The sequence below is a fragment of the Pseudomonas sp. UTLPPB19802 genome, from assembly GCF_059730225.1.
In genome coordinates this window covers 2093907-2109981 of record NZ_AP048545.1, presented here as the reverse complement: position 1 = coordinate 2109981, position 16075 = coordinate 2093907, and the positions used below count along the sequence as shown (strand labels likewise).

Annotated in this window: 15 protein-coding genes; 6 read left to right on the top strand and 9 right to left on the bottom strand. The window is 61.0% G+C overall.

The annotated features are described in order from the left end of the window. Positions 1–59 precede the first annotated feature (59 nt). Entirely contained in the window at positions 60–671 is a 612-nt protein-coding gene (locus AC6I6U_RS09580; RefSeq protein WP_497881709.1) for a DedA family protein, read from the top strand. On the opposite strand, the gene AC6I6U_RS09575 is transcribed toward AC6I6U_RS09580, so the two are convergent. The 9 genes from AC6I6U_RS09575 to hmpA form a co-directional block, all read right to left on the bottom strand. Continuing rightward, positions 636–2261, bottom strand: a complete 1626-nt coding sequence (locus AC6I6U_RS09575; protein WP_497881708.1) for a methyl-accepting chemotaxis protein — start codon at positions 2259–2261, stop codon at positions 636–638. The genes AC6I6U_RS09580 and AC6I6U_RS09575 overlap by 36 nt on opposite strands. 532 nt (positions 2262–2793) lie before the next feature. Beyond that, the gene (cyoE, locus tag AC6I6U_RS09570; RefSeq protein ID WP_497881707.1) at positions 2794–3681 is read right to left on the bottom strand and encodes a heme o synthase; all 888 of its coding nucleotides are present in this window, start codon (positions 3679–3681) and stop codon (positions 2794–2796) included. 10 nt (positions 3682–3691) lie between these two features. Beyond that, the gene (gene cyoD / locus AC6I6U_RS09565) at positions 3692–4021 is read right to left on the bottom strand and encodes a cytochrome o ubiquinol oxidase subunit IV (RefSeq protein ID WP_186681100.1); all 330 of its coding nucleotides are present in this window, start codon (positions 4019–4021) and stop codon (positions 3692–3694) included. Continuing rightward, positions 4022–4648, bottom strand: coding sequence for a cytochrome o ubiquinol oxidase subunit III (locus tag AC6I6U_RS09560; protein ID WP_497881706.1), 627 nt, complete (start codon positions 4646–4648; stop codon positions 4022–4024). 3 nt (positions 4649–4651) lie between these two features. After that, complete coding sequence (cyoB, locus tag AC6I6U_RS09555; protein ID WP_497881705.1) at positions 4652–6670, bottom strand: cytochrome o ubiquinol oxidase subunit I; 2019 nt, start codon at positions 6668–6670, stop codon at positions 4652–4654. Between the two features lie 3 nt (positions 6671–6673). Then, positions 6674–7600, bottom strand: coding sequence for a ubiquinol oxidase subunit II (gene cyoA, locus AC6I6U_RS09550; RefSeq protein ID WP_497881704.1), 927 nt, complete (start codon positions 7598–7600; stop codon positions 6674–6676). 783 nt (positions 7601–8383) lie between these two features. Then, entirely contained in the window at positions 8384–8893 is a 510-nt protein-coding gene (locus AC6I6U_RS09545) for a disulfide bond formation protein B (RefSeq protein WP_497881703.1), read from the bottom strand. 588 nt (positions 8894–9481) lie between these two features. Further along, positions 9482–10108: an isochorismate family cysteine hydrolase YcaC gene (gene ycaC, locus AC6I6U_RS09540; protein WP_217838499.1), complete on the bottom strand. Its 627-nt coding sequence runs from the start codon at positions 10106–10108 to the stop codon at positions 9482–9484. A 345-nt stretch (positions 10109–10453) separates the two neighbouring features. Continuing rightward, positions 10454–11635 carry an NO-inducible flavohemoprotein gene (gene hmpA / locus AC6I6U_RS09535; protein ID WP_497881702.1) on the bottom strand — a complete coding sequence of 394 codons (1182 nt, stop codon included), beginning with the start codon at positions 11633–11635 and terminating at the stop codon, positions 10454–10456. Between the two features lie 155 nt (positions 11636–11790). Between hmpA and norR the strand changes: the two genes are divergently transcribed. The 5 genes from norR to AC6I6U_RS09510 all read left to right on the top strand — a co-directional run bounded on the left by norR (position 11791) and on the right by AC6I6U_RS09510 (position 16066). Further along, positions 11791–13341: a nitric oxide reductase transcriptional regulator NorR gene (gene norR, locus AC6I6U_RS09530; RefSeq protein ID WP_497881701.1), complete on the top strand. Its 1551-nt coding sequence runs from the start codon at positions 11791–11793 to the stop codon at positions 13339–13341. A gap of 117 nt (positions 13342–13458) precedes the next feature. Next, entirely contained in the window at positions 13459–14361 is a 903-nt protein-coding gene (locus AC6I6U_RS09525) for a chemotaxis protein CheV (RefSeq protein WP_497881700.1), read from the top strand. Position 14362: 1 nt separating this feature from the next. After that, a complete protein-coding gene (locus tag AC6I6U_RS09520) occupies positions 14363–14854 on the top strand; it encodes a GNAT family N-acetyltransferase (protein ID WP_497881699.1) in 492 nt (163 codons plus the stop codon). A gap of 37 nt (positions 14855–14891) precedes the next feature. Beyond that, positions 14892–15215: a hypothetical protein gene (locus AC6I6U_RS09515; RefSeq protein WP_497881698.1), complete on the top strand. Its 324-nt coding sequence runs from the start codon at positions 14892–14894 to the stop codon at positions 15213–15215. Between the two features lie 98 nt (positions 15216–15313). Continuing rightward, on the top strand, positions 15314–16066 hold the full coding sequence (locus AC6I6U_RS09510) for a YkgJ family cysteine cluster protein (protein WP_497881697.1): 753 nt from the start codon (positions 15314–15316) through the stop codon (positions 16064–16066). Positions 16067–16075 lie beyond the last annotated feature (9 nt).

The window sequence follows — 16075 nt, the reverse complement described above, 5'->3', positions numbered from 1 at the left end:
AGGGCTCCGCCACACAGGCAGGGCCTCCCCTGGACTGCGACACGGATCGACCATCGCCCATGTTCGAACACATCGACTTCACCTACCTGCTTGCCACATACGGTTATTGGGCCATCTTCATCGGCTGCTTGCTGGAAGGCGAAACCATCCTGATTCTCGGCGGGGTGGCGGCGCATCAGCAAGTGCTGCAGCTGTGGCCGGTGATTTTCTGGGCCAGCCTGGGAGGAATGCTCGGCGACCAACTGCTGTTCTGGGCCGGCCGCTTCTTCGGTGCCCGCCTGCTGCCGCGCCTGCACCGCCAGCAGGCGACAGTCGACCGCGTGACCGGACTGATCGTGCGCTACCCACTGGTATCAGTGTTTTCCGTGCGCTTTCTCTATGGCATGCGCCTGATCGGCCCGCTGGTGATCGGCGCCAGCGGCCTGTCGCCGCTGCGCTTCAGTCTCATCAACCTGTTCGGGGCGGTGGTCTGGGCGACCCTGTTCGCTTCTGGCGGCTACTGGGCCGGCGAGTTTCTCGAACAGATGTTCGGCAACCTCAAGCCTTACCGCCTACCCATTGCGATCGGCGTGGTGCTGTTGATGGCCGCTGTCGCCCTGATCAGACATCAGCGGGCCCGGCGCAAGGCGCGCCGGTCAGACGCGGAACTGCCCGACCATCCCGCGCAGTGAGTTGGCCAACTGCGCCAGCTCGTGGCTGGAGGCGCTGGTCTGGTCGGCACCGGCCGCCGAACGCAGCGACAGGTCACGGATGTTCACCAGGTTGCGATCGACCTCGCGGGCGACCTGGGCCTGCTCCTCGGCGGCGCTGGCGATCACCAGGTTGCGTTCATGGATCTGGCTCACCGAGGCCGTGATGGTTTTCAGCGCATCGCCCGCACGCTCGGCAAGAACCAGGGTACTGGCGGCACGCCGGGAACTGGCCTGCATCGAGTCCAGCGCCTGGGTCGAGCTGCTGCGCATGCCCTGCACCATCTGTTCGATTTCCTGGGTCGATTGTTGCGTGCGGTGGGCCAGCGCACGGACCTCATCCGCCACCACCGCGAAGCCACGCCCGCTCTCGCCAGCCCGCGCGGCCTCGATGGCGGCGTTGAGGGCCAGCAGGTTGGTCTGCTCGGCAATCGCCCGGATCACATCGAGCACCTTGCCGATGTCCTGGGACTGCGCCGCCAGTGACTGCACCAGCTCGCCGGTCTGCTCAACCTCGCCAGCCAGGGCATTGATCGCCTCGGCCGTTTCGCTGACACGCTCCTGACCCAACTGGGCCGATTCGCTGGACTCGCGAGTGGCCTCCGACGTGGACACCGCATTGCGTGCCACCTCTTCCACCGCAGCAGTCATCTCGTTGACCGCAGTGGCCGCCTGCTCGATTTCGTTGTTCTGCTGCTGCAGGTCCCGGGTGCTGTTGAGGGTCACCGCATTCAGCTCATCTGCGGCGGTCGCCAGTTGCACCGACGAACCGGTGATGCCCTGCAAGGTGTTGCGCAAGGTCTGCTGCATGGTCGCCAGCGCTTCGAGCAGATGTGTCACCTCGTCATTGCCACGGGCCTCGATATCCCGGGTCAGGTCGCCACGGGCAACGTTCTGCGCAGCGTCCAGGGCCTCGCCCAGCGGCTTGACGATACTGCGGGTGAGCAGCATGGCCAACGCCACGGTAGCCAGCGCCGCCAGCACGATGAACAGGATGACGATCGTGCGCGAGTTGCTGTAGTGCGCCTCGGACTTCACGCTTTCGGCCTCGACCCGCTTGCTGAACAGGTCGGCCAGGTCATTGAGTTGCTTGCCGGAACCATCGACCACGGTCTTCATGTCCACCAGCAGCAACTTGATCAACTCGTCACGTCGTCCCTGCTCGGCCAGGGTGAAGGACTGGGCGATCCCGGAACGGTAGACGGCGAAGGTCGACTTGAACTGGTCGTATAACACCCGGGCCTCCGGCGTGGTGACCAGCTTGTCGTAGGCGACGATCTTCTCGCTCAGTTCCTTGTCGCGGGTGTCCATCTGGGAGCGGTACGTGGCAACGTTCTTCGGGTCCGGGTCCAGGGCCATGCGCAGGGAGATCGTACGGATACGCAGCATGATCTCGCGAATCTCGTCACCGCCGCGAATACTCGGCAGCCACTGGGTTTCCACCGCCACTTCACTGTCTCGGATACTCGACATCTTCTCCAGGGCAAACAGCCCGAGGAAGGCCACGAGGACCGCAATCAGGGCAAACCCGAGCGCTGCGCGAGGCGCGATATTCATTTGGCGAAGTAGCATGACGGCGGCCTTTTTCCTGGAATGATCCGAAGTGAAATAGCGTGGGCAGGGGTGCCGACGGTTGGCATGCTATCGGCAAGTTATATGACAACTTGAAGTGGCCTTCGCAAAATAAAACCCGATGCCGATCACTGCCAGACAGCCCGAAAAACCGCCATGGAATGCCAGAACTGCGACTCTGAAATCCCGCCCGCTCTAGACCGCGGTTTTCCCGGCAGGGGGACGATCGAGGTCGAGAATGGAGAGAGCAGACCAAGCGAGGCATCACTTTTCCACAGGCAACAAAAAACCCGCCGAAGCGGGTTCTTTGTTGCCCATCACGACTCCTGTCGTCGACCGTCCTGGCCTGGGTCTATCGTCCCTGACGCTGTACACATCCTTGCGCAGCAGCAGTGGGTGTAGATTAAGGGCACCGCGAATTGGCCAACAGAGGAGATCACTGTCAGGGCTTGTAAGCCTTTCGCTATCCGTAAATCCAAAAAAAAGCCCCGCACTTCATGCGAAGGCGGGGCTTTTCCGTCATGCGGGTCACTCAGTGCGCATAAGTCAGCAACAACTCGGTCGGCACTTTGAAATCCAGGGACATCATCACGCTCAGGGCGGTAATGGTGAAGATCGAGAACACGAACAGCTTGCGTGCCCAGACCGTATCATCCACAGCCTTGTAGCCGGTCCAGGCCATGTACAACCAGTACATGCCCATGGCCGCGGCCACGGCGAGGTAGCTCATGCCGGCATAGCCGCTGAAGGTCAGCATCAACGTCGCAGCGACGAAAGCCAGGATGTAGAGCAGGATGTGCTTCTTGGCGACCACGATACCGCGCTTCACGGGCAACACCGGAATCGATGCGGCCAGGTAGTCGTTGAAGCGGAAGATCGCGATGGCGTAGGAATGCGGCATCTGCCACAGGCTGAACATCACCAGCAGCGTCAATGCCGCCATGTCGAAGCTGTTGCTGACCGCAACGTAACCGATCACCGGTGGCATCGCCCCCGACAGACTGCCGATCAGCGTGCCGTGAACCGACTTGCGCTTGAAGTACAGGCTGTAGAGACCGACGTAGATGATGAAACCGATCACCGCGAACAGCGCCGCCAACGGGTTGGCGACGCGGTACAGCAAGGCCACGCCGGCAACGCCGAGCGCGGTCGCATAGACCAGGGCCAGTTTCAGGGAGATGAGCCCCTGGACCAGCACGCGGTTCTTGGTGCGCTCCATCTTCAGGTCGATGTCACGGTCGATGCAGTTGTTGAACACGCAACCGGACGCTACCACCAGCGAAGTGCCGATCATGGCCGCCAGGAAGATGGCCAGATCGACATGCCCCTTGGAGGCCAGGAAGAAACCACCCGCCACAGAAAGCACGTTACCGAAAATGATCCCCGGTTTGGTGATTTGGATAAAGTGCTTGAGCGACATCGGGTTTACCTCACTTCGCCATCATGACGGCGTGGATGGTGAACATGATCCACAGCGACAGGCCTACCAGCAGGACGATCACCAGCGCCGCGAAAATGAACGCGATCACGTTGTTACGTTGCGCGGCGGAACGATCCAGGTGCAGGAAGTACACCAGGTGCACCAGCACCTGGATCACTGCGAAGATCAGCACGATCCACAGGGTCGCGGCCTTGGGCAGCGACGGGTACATCACCAGGCCGAACGGGATGGCAGTCAGGATGATCGACAGAATGAAGCCGATCATGTAGGACTTCACGCTGCCATGGTTGGCATCACTGGAATGGTGTGCATTAGCCATTTACAGGGTCCCCATCAGGTAAACAACGGTGAATACGCAGATCCACACGACGTCCAGGAAGTGCCAGAACAGGCTCAGGCAGCTCAGGCGGGTGGTGTTGGTCGGCGTCAGGCCCTTTTTCCAGACCTGGTACATCATCACGGCCATCCAGATCAGACCGCTGGTCACGTGCAGACCGTGGGTACCGACCAGGGTGAAGAAGCCGGACAGGAAGCCGCTGCGGTTAGGACCGTAGCCTTCTTCGATCAGCAGATGGAATTCGTTGATTTCCATGCCGATGAAGCCCAGGCCGAACAGGAAGGTGATTGCCAACCAGCCCAGTACCTGATTTTTCTTGCCCTTGAACAACGCCAGCATGGCGAAGCCGTAGGTGATCGAGCTGAGCAACAGGCAGGCGGTTTCGCCCAGTACGTATGGCAGCTCGAAGATGTCGTGGCCCGACGGGCCACCCGCTACGTTGTTAACCAGTACCGCGTACGCTGCGAAGATCGACGCAAACAGGATGCAGTCGGTCATCAGGTAGAGCCAGAAACCGAATACGGTCATCTCGCCCGAGTCGTGGTGATGGTCATCGTGCCCATGGTCATGACCATGGGCGTGTCCAGCATGAGTCACTGCATTCGACATGGTTTAAGCCTTTTCCAACGAGGTTTCAACACGGGAGCCCGGAATCGCCTTGGCCTCGACCAGCACCTTGTGCTGTTCGGCTTCGATGCGCTCGATGGTCTCTACCGGCACCATGTAGCCCTGGTCATCACGGGCAGCATGGATGATGAAATAGATCACGGTACCTGCGAGGCTGGCGATCGCCATCCACCAGATGTGCCAGATCATCGCGAAACCGAACACGGTCAGCAGAGCACCCATGACCAGGCCGGTCGCGGTGTTGTTCGGCATGTGAATCGGCTGGTAACGCTTTGGCACGCTGTAGGCAGTACCGTTTTCCTTGGCTTCGGTGAACGCGTCGACCACGTCGGCTTTCGGCAGTTCGGCGAAGTTGTAGAACGGAGGTGGCGACGAAGTCGACCATTCCAGGGTGTGGCCATTCCACGGGTCGCCGGTCACGTCCAGGTTCTGCTTGCGATCACGCACGCTGACGTAGATCTGGATCAACTGGCAAGCGATACCAAATGCGATCATGACGGCACCGACGAAGGCGACGTACAGGTATGGCACCCACTCAGGGTTGGTAGTGGCGTTCAGACGACGGGTCATACCCATGAAGCCCAGGGCGTAGAGCGGCATGAACGCAACGAAGAAGCCCGAGATCCAGAACCAGAATGCTGCCTTGCCCCAACCTTCGTGCAGCTTGAAGCCGAACGCTTTCGGGAACCAGAAGCTGAAGCCGGCGATGTAGCCGAATACCGCGCCGCCGATGATCACGTTATGGAAGTGGGCGATTACGAACAGGCTGTTGTGCAGAACGAAGTCGGCACCTGGAACGGCCAGCAGAACGCCGGTCATGCCACCGATGGCGAAGGTCACCATGAAGCCCAGGGTCCACAGGACCTGGCTGGTGAAACGCAGACGGCCACGGTAGATGGTGAACAGCCAGTTGAACAGCTTCACCCCGGTCGGGATCGAGATCAGCATGGTCGCCAGGCCGAAGAAGGCGTTGACGTTGGCACCCGAACCCATGGTGAAGAAGTGGTGCAGCCAAACCATGAAGCCCAGCACCGAGATCGCGCCGCTGGCGTAGATCATCGAGTGGTGGCCGAACAGTTTCTTGCCGGAGAAGGTCGAGATGACTTCCGAGAACACGCCGAAAGCCGGCAGGATCAGGATGTATACCTCGGGGTGGCCCCAGGCCCAGAACAGGTTGACGTACATCATCGGGTTGCCGCCGAGTTCATTGGTGAACACGTGGAAATCCAGATAACGGTCAAGGGTCAGCAGTGCCAGGGTGGCGGTCAGGATCGGGAACGAAGCCACGATCAGGACGTTGGCCCAGGTGCAGGTCCAGGTGAAGATCGGCATGTCCATCAGTTTCATGCCAGGGGTACGCATCTTCAGTACGGTTGCCAGGAAGTTCACCCCGGTCAATGTCGTACCAAGGCCCGATAGCTGCAGCGCCCAGATGTAGTAGTCCACACCCACGCCCGGACTGTATTGCAGCCCCGACAGCGGCGGATAGGCAACCCAACCGGTCTTGGCGAATTCGCCAACGCCCAGGGACAGGTTGATCAGCACCACGCCGGAAACCAGCAGCCAGAAGCTCAGGGAGTTCAGGAACGGGTAGGCAACGTCACGCGCACCGATCTGCAGCGGCACGACGATGTTCATCAGACCGGTGAAGAATGGCATCGCCATGAAGATGATCATGATCACACCGTGGGCGGTGAAGATCTGGTCATAGTGATGGGGAGGCAGGTAGCCAGGCGAACCCTCGGTGGCCATGGCCAGTTGGGAACGCATCATGATAGCGTCGGCAAAACCGCGCAGCAGCATGATCATGGCAACGACGATGTACATCACGCCGATTTTCTTGTGGTCGACCGAAGTCAGCCACTCGGACCACAGGTAGGTCCATTTCTTGAAATAGGTGATGCCCGCGAAGACCGCCAGGCCACCGATGGCGATCATGGCGAGAGTCACCATGACGATCGGTTCGTGGAACGGGACCGCGTCCCAACTTAATTTACCAAACATCGTTTACTCCTCTGCCCCGGCAGCTGAATGCGAACCTTCCGTTGCGGCCACTTCTTTCTTCTCGTGCTTGACCGGCTTGCCTGGTTTCATGCCTTCGTACTTGTCGACGATGATCTGGAACAGGTTCGGGGTGACGGAAGAATAAAGCGCGACCGGGTTGTCCTGGCTCGGCTTGGAAAGTTCTGCGTATTCGGCTTGTTCAAGCTGTTTAGGTGACTGCTTGACCTCAGCTACCCAGGCATCGAAATCCGCCTGGCTGGTTGCGATCGCTTTGAATTTCATACCGGTGAAGCCGGCACCGCTGTAGTTGGCGGAGATACCCTCGTACACGTGATTCTCGTTGGAGATCAGGTGCAGCTTGGTCTGCATGCCAGCCATCGCGTAGATCTGGCCACCCAGGCCCGGGATGAAGAACGAGTTCATCACGGAGTCAGAGGTGATCCGGAAGTTGACTGGGGTGTTGGCCGGGAAGACCAGCTTGTTGACGGTGGCGATACCCTGGTCCGGGTAGATGAACAGCCACTTCCAGTCCAGCGAAACCACTTCGACGTTGATCGGCTTGACGTCGGATTCCAGCGGACGATACGGGTCCAGGGCGTGGGTCGACTTGTAGGTCACGATGCCCAGGAACAGGATGATGATGGCCGGAACAGCCCAGACCACGATTTCGATCTTGGTCGAGTGGTTCCATTTCGGCGCGTAGGTGGCGTCCTTGTTCGATGCACGGTATTTCCATGCAAAGGCCAGGGTCATGAAGATAACCGGCACCACGACCAACAGCATCAGCAGCGTGGCGGTGATGATCAGGTTACGTTCATCCAGGCCTACCTGACCTTTGGGGTCAAGCAAGGTCATGTTGCACCCTCCCAGCAACAACGTGCCGAGCAGCGGCAATAAGCCTAGCAATCTGGGGTACCTAGTTTTACTCATCTCACGACCTCTAAAGCAGCTTGCGCAATGCAGTTGGGTTTTGATCGCCAACACTTCACCCTGCCAAGGGTTGGCATTTTTCTTCAATTGAATAAGGGCCTGCCCTTCGCACTAATCGCTGATCGGCACATCTGGAGCTGGCAGTGAGTCTTATTCGATTTCGTCGGTCAAAGGCCTTGTTACAGACCAATTCCATTTGGTGCGGATACTTGAAGGTTGCCTGCACCCGGGATCGCATGGCACCTTTTGGCCCCTGTGCTCGCTCAAAAAATGAACGACGCAGGACACTCAGTGCGGGCGATTGTAGATATGTCGGGTTTTATAAACCATGTCTCATCCGGAAATATTTTTTATCAAGTGGTGCAACAATCCTTCGCCGATTTTGCAACTATACAGAATCGTATCGCTTTTCATTCTCAACAAGAAGCACTGATACGTTCTTCTACCGGACAACCTGTTATGCTGTGCCGTCGCCCCTGAAACACCCGACAGGAACGGCCTACCCCCTATAAAACGGGGACCAGGGCGCGTATCGGGCACCTCCAGAAGCGCTGACGGCGAGGGATGCGGAGCGAAATCGCTCCAGGGAACTTTCCTGAGAATTGTTGTCGATTGGACGGACCTTGTCGAACCGAAAACGCCCCCTGCGCCCCCTGCGACGTGACAATATGTCGCAGTTTTTCCGGGCCTTTCGTTGCCCTTCATCACGGTTCTTTTCACCACCGCGCCGACATGAAAACGCCCCGGTTCCGAGCAACGAAACCGGGGCGTTCCAGACGCCTTTCAGCGCGCGTTTTTACGGTTGCGGTAGATACCCAGCGGCACCAGCACAACGGTCAGCACGAAGGCTACCAGGGCCCACTGCGCCAGGGACAAACCGAGTACCGGCGGGTACGGGGTTTCGCAGAAGCCGTCGACCTGGAAGCCCAGCGGGAAGATCTTCGCCAGCGGCAGCCCGTCGACGATCGGCTGCAGCACATCGATGCCACAGCTGACCTGGGGAAAGGCCTGGATGTAGACATGCCGTCCCGCCACGGCGAGGCCGGCGATCGCGCTCAGCCACACCAGCCCTTCGAGCACCGACAGGCTGCGTCGGCTTGGCATGGCCGCACCGATGAAGGCGAAGATCGCGATGAACAGCAACGCGTAGCGCTGCAGGATACATAGCGGGCAAGGCGCCTCTCCCAGCACCACCTGCATGTACAGCGCACCGCCAATCAAGGCCAGGCAGATCACCCCGAGCAGGACGAGAAAGCGCTTTTCCCGCCCCAACCGCATCATTTCGTCATTCATCCCGTTTCCCTTATGACTCGTTATTGGATCGACCGGAGGCAGCGCCGGCAGCCACTGCATTCAGGCCGAGGTTGCCTACGTCCAGCGCCTTTGGCGCCCTCCGGGCATGGTCGCTCCCTGGCTCGCCAGTCTACACGCAGCCGATGACCTTTGAGCGTATCGAACACGCGATCACGGCAGGTGAGCGCATCAACTCCGGCGAATTAACGTGAAGTCGATTAAAGGCGGATTAACCATGGCGGGATTTTGCAGAGAGGGAGCTTTCTGGTCGAGTTGGCGCAAAGCTGGTTGGGTGAATGGTTAATGAAGCACCGGACACACCGCAGTCCCTGTGGCGAGCGGGCTTGCCCGCGCTCGGCTGCGCAGCAGCCGTAAAACCAGGCAACTCGATTCCATCCGAAGTATCGCGGTGGCTGGTTTCAGGAGCGCTATGCGCTCCAGCGCGGCAGTGCGGCGTCCCGACAAGCCCGCTCGCCACAGGGCCTTGGCAAGATCCAGAAAACAAAGCCATGGCACAAATCGAAGCACTGCCTCGCCGCCGCAAAGCAAAAGGCCCGCTCAAAGGCGGGCCTAGTGGTTCCAGGTGGATTAGCGGGCAGTCAGCGCCGCGTAGCTGTTCATCAGGTTGCGGTAGTTGGGGATACGCTGCGACAGCAGGTTGCCCAGGCCTTCGATGTCGTTGCGCCAGTCGCGGTGCAGCTCACAGGCCACCGAGAACCAGTTCATCATCTGCGCGCCAGCCTGGGTCATGCGGTTCCATGCGGCCTGTTGCACGGTTTCGTTGAAGGTACCGGAAGCGTCGGTCACCACGAACACATCAAAACCTTCAGCCAGTGCCGACAGCGTCGGGAAGGCTACGCAAACGTCAGTCACCACACCAGCGATGATCAGTTGCTTGCGGCCAGTGGCCTTGATCGCTTTCACGAAATCTTCGTTGTCCCAGGCATTGATCTGGCCTGGACGAGCGATGTACGGCGCATCCGGGAACATTTCCTTCAGCTCTGGAACCAGCGGGCCGTTCGGCCCCTGTTCGAAGCTGGTGGTCAGGACAGTCGGCAGGTCGAAGAACTTGGCCAGGTCAGCCAACGCCAACACGTTGTTCTTGAACTCGTTCGGCGAGAAGTCCTGCACCAGGGAAATCAGACCGGTCTGGTGGTCGACCAGCAGGACTACGGCGTCGTCTTTGTTCAGGCGGTTGTAGGTTGGCTTGCTCATGGGGGAATCCTTTTTCGTTTAAGTGGTTAGAAGCTGTGTCGTTCAACTTGTGACCAGATTAATGAGCCGCCGAAAAAGGAAAAAGCGGCTGGAATCGGTTTGACTGTCCTCCCAAAATTGACAATCCGGCACCAGGCCTAGTGGGAGCTGGCTTGCCAGCCAAGGCATTCCTGAGGCTGCTGAAAGCTTCGCGGGCAAGTCCTGCTCCTACAGGGAAGAGTCGTGCAGATAGTTAGCATCCGATTCCGATCTTGTAGGAGCAGGGCTTACCCGTGACGAGCCCCTTGGAAACGCCACCGCTTCGCGGCATATCCCTCTGCAATCAGAGGGACATGCGCCAAGAGCTCACTCCAGAGCCGCAGCCGGACCGAAGAACTCGTAACGGCTCTGCTTTTCCGGCACGCCCAGCGCTTTCAGGTGACGCTTGACCGCCCCCATGAAACCTTTCGGCCCCAGGAAGTAGGCGTCCAGGTCGCGCTGCTCAGGCAGCCACTGGGCCAGTTGCTCCTGGCTCAGCAGGCCTACCTTGTCCGCCGCCGGGCTCACGCCGTCATCCTCGTCATAGCAATAGAAGCGCTTGAGCTGTGGATGACGTTCGGCGAGGGCGTCGACCCAGTCGCGGAACGCGTGCACCGCGCCATTACGCGCGCAGTGGATGAAGTACACCGGCCGCTCGCTGGCAAGTGCCGCTTCGAGCATCGGCAGGGTTGGCGTGATGCCGACACCGCCACTGATCAGTACCAGCGGCTTGTCGCTGGCAACCAGGGTGAAATCGCCCGCTGGCGGGAACAGATCGAGGGTCGCGCCGACAGCCAGTTGGTCATGCAGGTAGTTCGACACGCGCCCGCCCTTTTCGCGCTTGACGCTGATACGGTATTGCCCGGCCTTCGCCAGCGCCGAAAGCGAGTAGTTGCGGCGCATCTCCTCGCCATCGATGAGCAGTTTCATGCCGATGTACTGCCCCGGCTCGAATGCCAGGATCGCCTGGCCGTCGACCGGCTCGAAATAAAAGGAAGTGATTTGCGCACTCTCCTCGACCCTGGCCACCAGCTTGAACGGCCGGCTGCCACGCCAGCCGCCCGGAGCCACGGCTTTCTCTTCATAGATGGCCGCCTCCGCACCGATCAGGATATCGGCCAACTGGTTGTAGGCCGCGCCCCAGGCCGCGAGTACCTCGGGCGTGGCGATTTCCTCGCCTAGTACTTCGCGGATGGCCCGCAGCAGGCAGGCTCCGACGATCGGGTAATGCTCGGGAAGAATCTGCAGCGCAACGTGCTTGTTGATGATCTTCGCCACCAGGTCGCCCAACTGATCGAGCTGGTCGATGTGCCGGGCGTACATCAGCACGCCATTGGCCAGGGCCCGTGGCTGGTCGCCGCTGGCCTGGTGGGCCTGGTTGAACAGGGGACGCACCTGCGGATACTCGGACAACATCATCCGATAGAAATGGGTAGTCAGCGCCTCACCACCGCTTTCCAGAAGGGGAACGGTCGATTTGACGATGGCACGATCTTGAGCACTCAGCATGGGTCAACTCCTGGATATGAGGATTTACCTGAATTGATCTGTATCAATCACACTCCATGCCAAAAATAAAAATCATATAAATCAATAAGTTAAAATAATATTGGTCATAAAGACCCCATGGAATTTATAGTCCTTATGACACCAAAGGAGTCAATATGACTGCAAAGCCATTGCTGACCGCCCTGCTGCCACTGGTAGCGGATCTATCGCGGGAACTGCCCGAAAGCGAACGCTACAGGCGCCTGCTCGGCGCCATGCGCGCCCTGCTACCCTGTGACGCTGCCGCCTTGCTGCGCCTGGATGGCGAATCACTGGTGCCGCTGGCGGTCGACGGCCTGAGCCAGGACACTCTCGGCCGACGCTTCAAGGTCAGCGAACACCCACGCTTCCAGATCCTGCTCGCGGCCCACGGGCCGGTGCGCTTCGACAGTGACAGTGAACTGCCGGACCCGTACGACGGCCTGGTCGATGGCCTTGCCGAACTCCTGGAAGTGCACGACTGCCTGGGCTGCCCGCTGTTCATCGATGAACGCCCCTGGGGCCTGCTGACCCTCGACGCCCTCGACCCGGAACGCTTCGAACAGATCGAGCTCGATGCCCTGCAGGCGTTCGCCAGCCTGGCGGCAGCGACCGTGAGCGCCGCCGAACGCATCGAACGCCTGGCCTTGCGCGCCGAGGACGAGCACCAGCGTGCCGAGCTCTATCGCCAGGCCAACGGCCCGCAACAGCGCGAGATGATCGGCCAGAGCAAGGCCCACAAGCGCCTGGTGGAAGAAATCAACCTGGTCGGCGGCAGCGACCTGACGGTACTGATCACCGGCGAAACCGGGGTCGGCAAGGAACTGGTGGCCCAGGCGATCCACGCCGCCTCCCCGCGTTCGGAAAAGCCACTCATCAGCCTCAACTGCGCCGCCTTGCCCGACACCCTGGTGGAAAGCGAGTTGTTCGGTCACGTACGTGGGGCCTTCACCGGTGCGGTAGGCGATCGGCGCGGCAAGTTCGAACTGGCCAACGGCGGCACCCTGTTCCTCGATGAGGTGGGCGAGTTATCGCTGAGCGTCCAGGCCAAGCTGCTGAGGGTGCTGCAAAGCGGCCAGTTGCAGCGACTGGGCTCGGATCGCGAACACCAGGTGGATGTGCGGCTGATTGCCGCGACCAACCGCGACCTGGCCGAGGAAGTGCGCAACGGCCGCTACCGGGCAGACTTCTACCACCGCTTGAGTGTCTATCCATTGCAAGTGCCGGCCTTGCGTGAGCGCGGTCGCGACGTGCTGCTGCTGAGCGGCTTCTTCCTTGAGCAGAATCGTTCGCGCCTGGGCCTGGGCAGCTTGCGCCTGAGTGCGGATGCCCAGGCCGCGCTGCTGGCCTACAATTGGCCAGGCAACGTCCGTGAGCTGGAGCACCTGATCGGTCGCAGCGCCCTGAAAGCATTGGGCAATTACCGGGAGCGGCCGAAAATCCTCAGCCTGGACGCCGCCGACCTGGACCTGCCGACCACCGCCACCGAAACGCTCGAAGCACAGGCCAGCGCCCCGCTACACCGGCAAACCGGGCTCGACTTGCGCCAGGCCACGGAGCAGTATCAACGGCAGTTGATCAGCGCCTGCCTGGAGCGCCACCAGCAGAACTGGGCCGGCGCGGCACGGGAACTGGGCCTGGACCGGGCGAACCTGGGGCGACTGGCCAGGCGCCTGGGACTCAAATAAGCACAGGTCCAACAGCAAGATTCACCTAAAGCCTGTCACGCTCGGGTCGATAACTCCTTGTAGACACCCGTTCAGGGCCGACCCGCCCTGACGCAGCTCTTTGTACAGAAGGTTCTTATGTCCTCCAACAAAGCCCGCGCAGATTCGCTGTCGCTTCTGCTCTTTACCTTGCGCAGCGGCAAGCTGATGGCGATCAACCTGCTCAAGGTCAGCGAAATCATCCCTTGCCCGCCGCTGACCAAGCTGCCGGAATCCCACCCGCATGTCCGGGGCATCGCCACCCTGCGCGGGGCCTCGCTGTCGGTGATCGACCTTAGCCGGGCCATTGGCGAGCGCCCGCTGGCGGACCCCGAAGGCGGCTGCCTGATCGTCACCGATGTCAGCCGCTCCAAGCAGGGCCTGCACGTCCAGGCCGTGAGCAAGATCGTCCACTGCCTGACCACCGATATCCGCCCGCCCCCCTTCGGCTCCGGCGGACCCAAGGCGTTCATCACCGGGGTGACCCAGGTCGACGGCACCCTGGTGCAGGTACTGGATATCGAAAAGGTCATCCATGTCATCGCCCCAACGCAGATCGAAGTCGCGCCGACCGAACTGAGCATGGAAGAAGCCGATCTGCTCGGCAACGCCCGGATCCTGGTGGTCGACGACAGCCAAGTGGCGTTGCAGCAATCGGTCCACACCCTGCGCAATCTCGGCCTGACCTGCCACACTGCCCGCAGTGCCAAGGACGCCATCGGTTGTCTGCTCGACCTGCAAGGTACCGCCGAACAGATCAACATCGTCGTCTCGGACATCGAGATGTCGGAAATGGACGGCTACGCGTTCACCCGCACCGTGCGCGAGACCCCGGACTTCCAGGACCTCTACATCCTGCTGCACACCTCCCTGGACAGCGCCATGAACGCCGAGAAGGCCCGCCTGGCGGGCGCCAACGCAGTGCTGACCAAGTTCTCCTCGCCGGAACTGACCAAGTGCCTGATCCAGGCGGCACGGACCGTGTCCGAACAGGGCCTCTGAGATGCCCGACCGCCACTGCCTGCTACTGCGCAAGGACCTCGACGGCCTGCTCGATCTGCCGCACTGGCCGGCCGGCATTCGCCTGGAAGTGCTGCGCCCGGAGCAGTTGGAAGCAGTCCACGCGTTGCTGGTTGAGGGCTATCGCGACAGTGGCATCGAGGTCGACAGTTTCCCGGACTGGCGCGAGCGCTTTACCCACGATGCCGAGTTCGATCCGAGCCTGTGCCTGATCGCCCTTGACGACCAAGGCCTGGCCGGCGTTGCCCAATGCTGGACCAGCGCCTACATCAAGGACCTGGTGATCCACCCACGTCGCCGTGGCGAGGGCCTGGGCCAGGCCCTGCTGCGCCATGCGTTCCAGGTCTTCGCCTTGCGCGGCGAAGCCTTCGTCGATCTCAAGGTCATGGAGGACAACCTGCCGGCACGGCGCCTGTACGACGACGCCGGCATGCGCTTCATCCAGCGCTATGAAGTGAGTCCGGCTCAGGCATAATCGCGTTTTTGCCGGATGCATCTTCAGGAGACCCGCCATGAAAGCCTCCACCCTGATCCTCATCAGCCTCACCGCGCTGGCCGCCCAGGCCCAGGCATCGAGCCCCAGCGAGTGGGCCGCCCACGACAAGGCCGTGCTCGCCAGCTGCACCAAGGCCAGCCACCTCAAAAACGTCAAGCAGGTGGGCAACCCGGCACTGTTCGATGACAAGCTTGGCTACACCGCCCTCCTGCTGCGCGGCCATTACCCCCAGGCCCACATGAAAAACCAGGCGGGCACCGAACTCTGCCTGTACCACCGCAAGAGCAAGACCGCCACCGTGACCGAATGGGATTCGGTCATGCCGGCCCGCAGTAACTGAGTGACTGGCGCACAACTTGCTTCGCTCCAGGCTCATGTGGTGACAGCCTGTCGGATTTGCGTCGCCACGCCAGCCTTTCCCTCGTTGCCGGTCGGTCCATGAACACCCATTTTTCCTGCGTAGGCTGCGGTAAATGCTGCACCGATCACCATGTACCGCTGACCCTGGCCGAAGCCCGCCAATGGGCGGACGACGGCGGCCAGGTGATCGTGCTGGTGGAGGCATTCCTGCCGGACGGCACCGGCATCACGCCGGAGCAGCGCGAACATGCGCAACGGCGTTCCTGGGGCGTCCCCTGCGGCAGCACCGAAGCGCGGGTGGCCATCACCTTCGCCGCCTACAACGTCGGCCCCTGCCGGAATCTTGACGAGCGCCAGCTTTGCCGGATCTACGAGCGCCGCCCGCTGGTGTGCCGTATTTATCCGATGGAGATCAATCCGCACATCCCGCTCCGGCCCAAAGCCAAGGACTGCCCGCCGGAATCGTGGCTGCCCGGCCAGCCGCTGCTGATCAGCGGCGGCCAGTTGGTCGACGCCGGGCTGGCGCGGCTGATCGAGGACTCGCGCCAGGCCGACCGTGACGATATCCGCGCCAAGCAAGCCATCTGCGCGCGCCTGGGTATTCACACGACGGCGCTCAAGGGCGACGGTTTCACCGCCTATCTGCCGCAGATGAATGCGTTCGCCGAGGCCATCGGCCAAGTCGAACAACAGCCGCAGTGGTCTCCCGAGGCAGAATGGGCGTTTCACGTGTCCGGCGACGATATCGCCGATCAGCTGCGCGCGGCCGGTGCGCGCGTGGTCAGCGATGCACCGCTGACCTATGCCTTCATCCCCCTGCGGGCAGCCTGATCGCAGCGG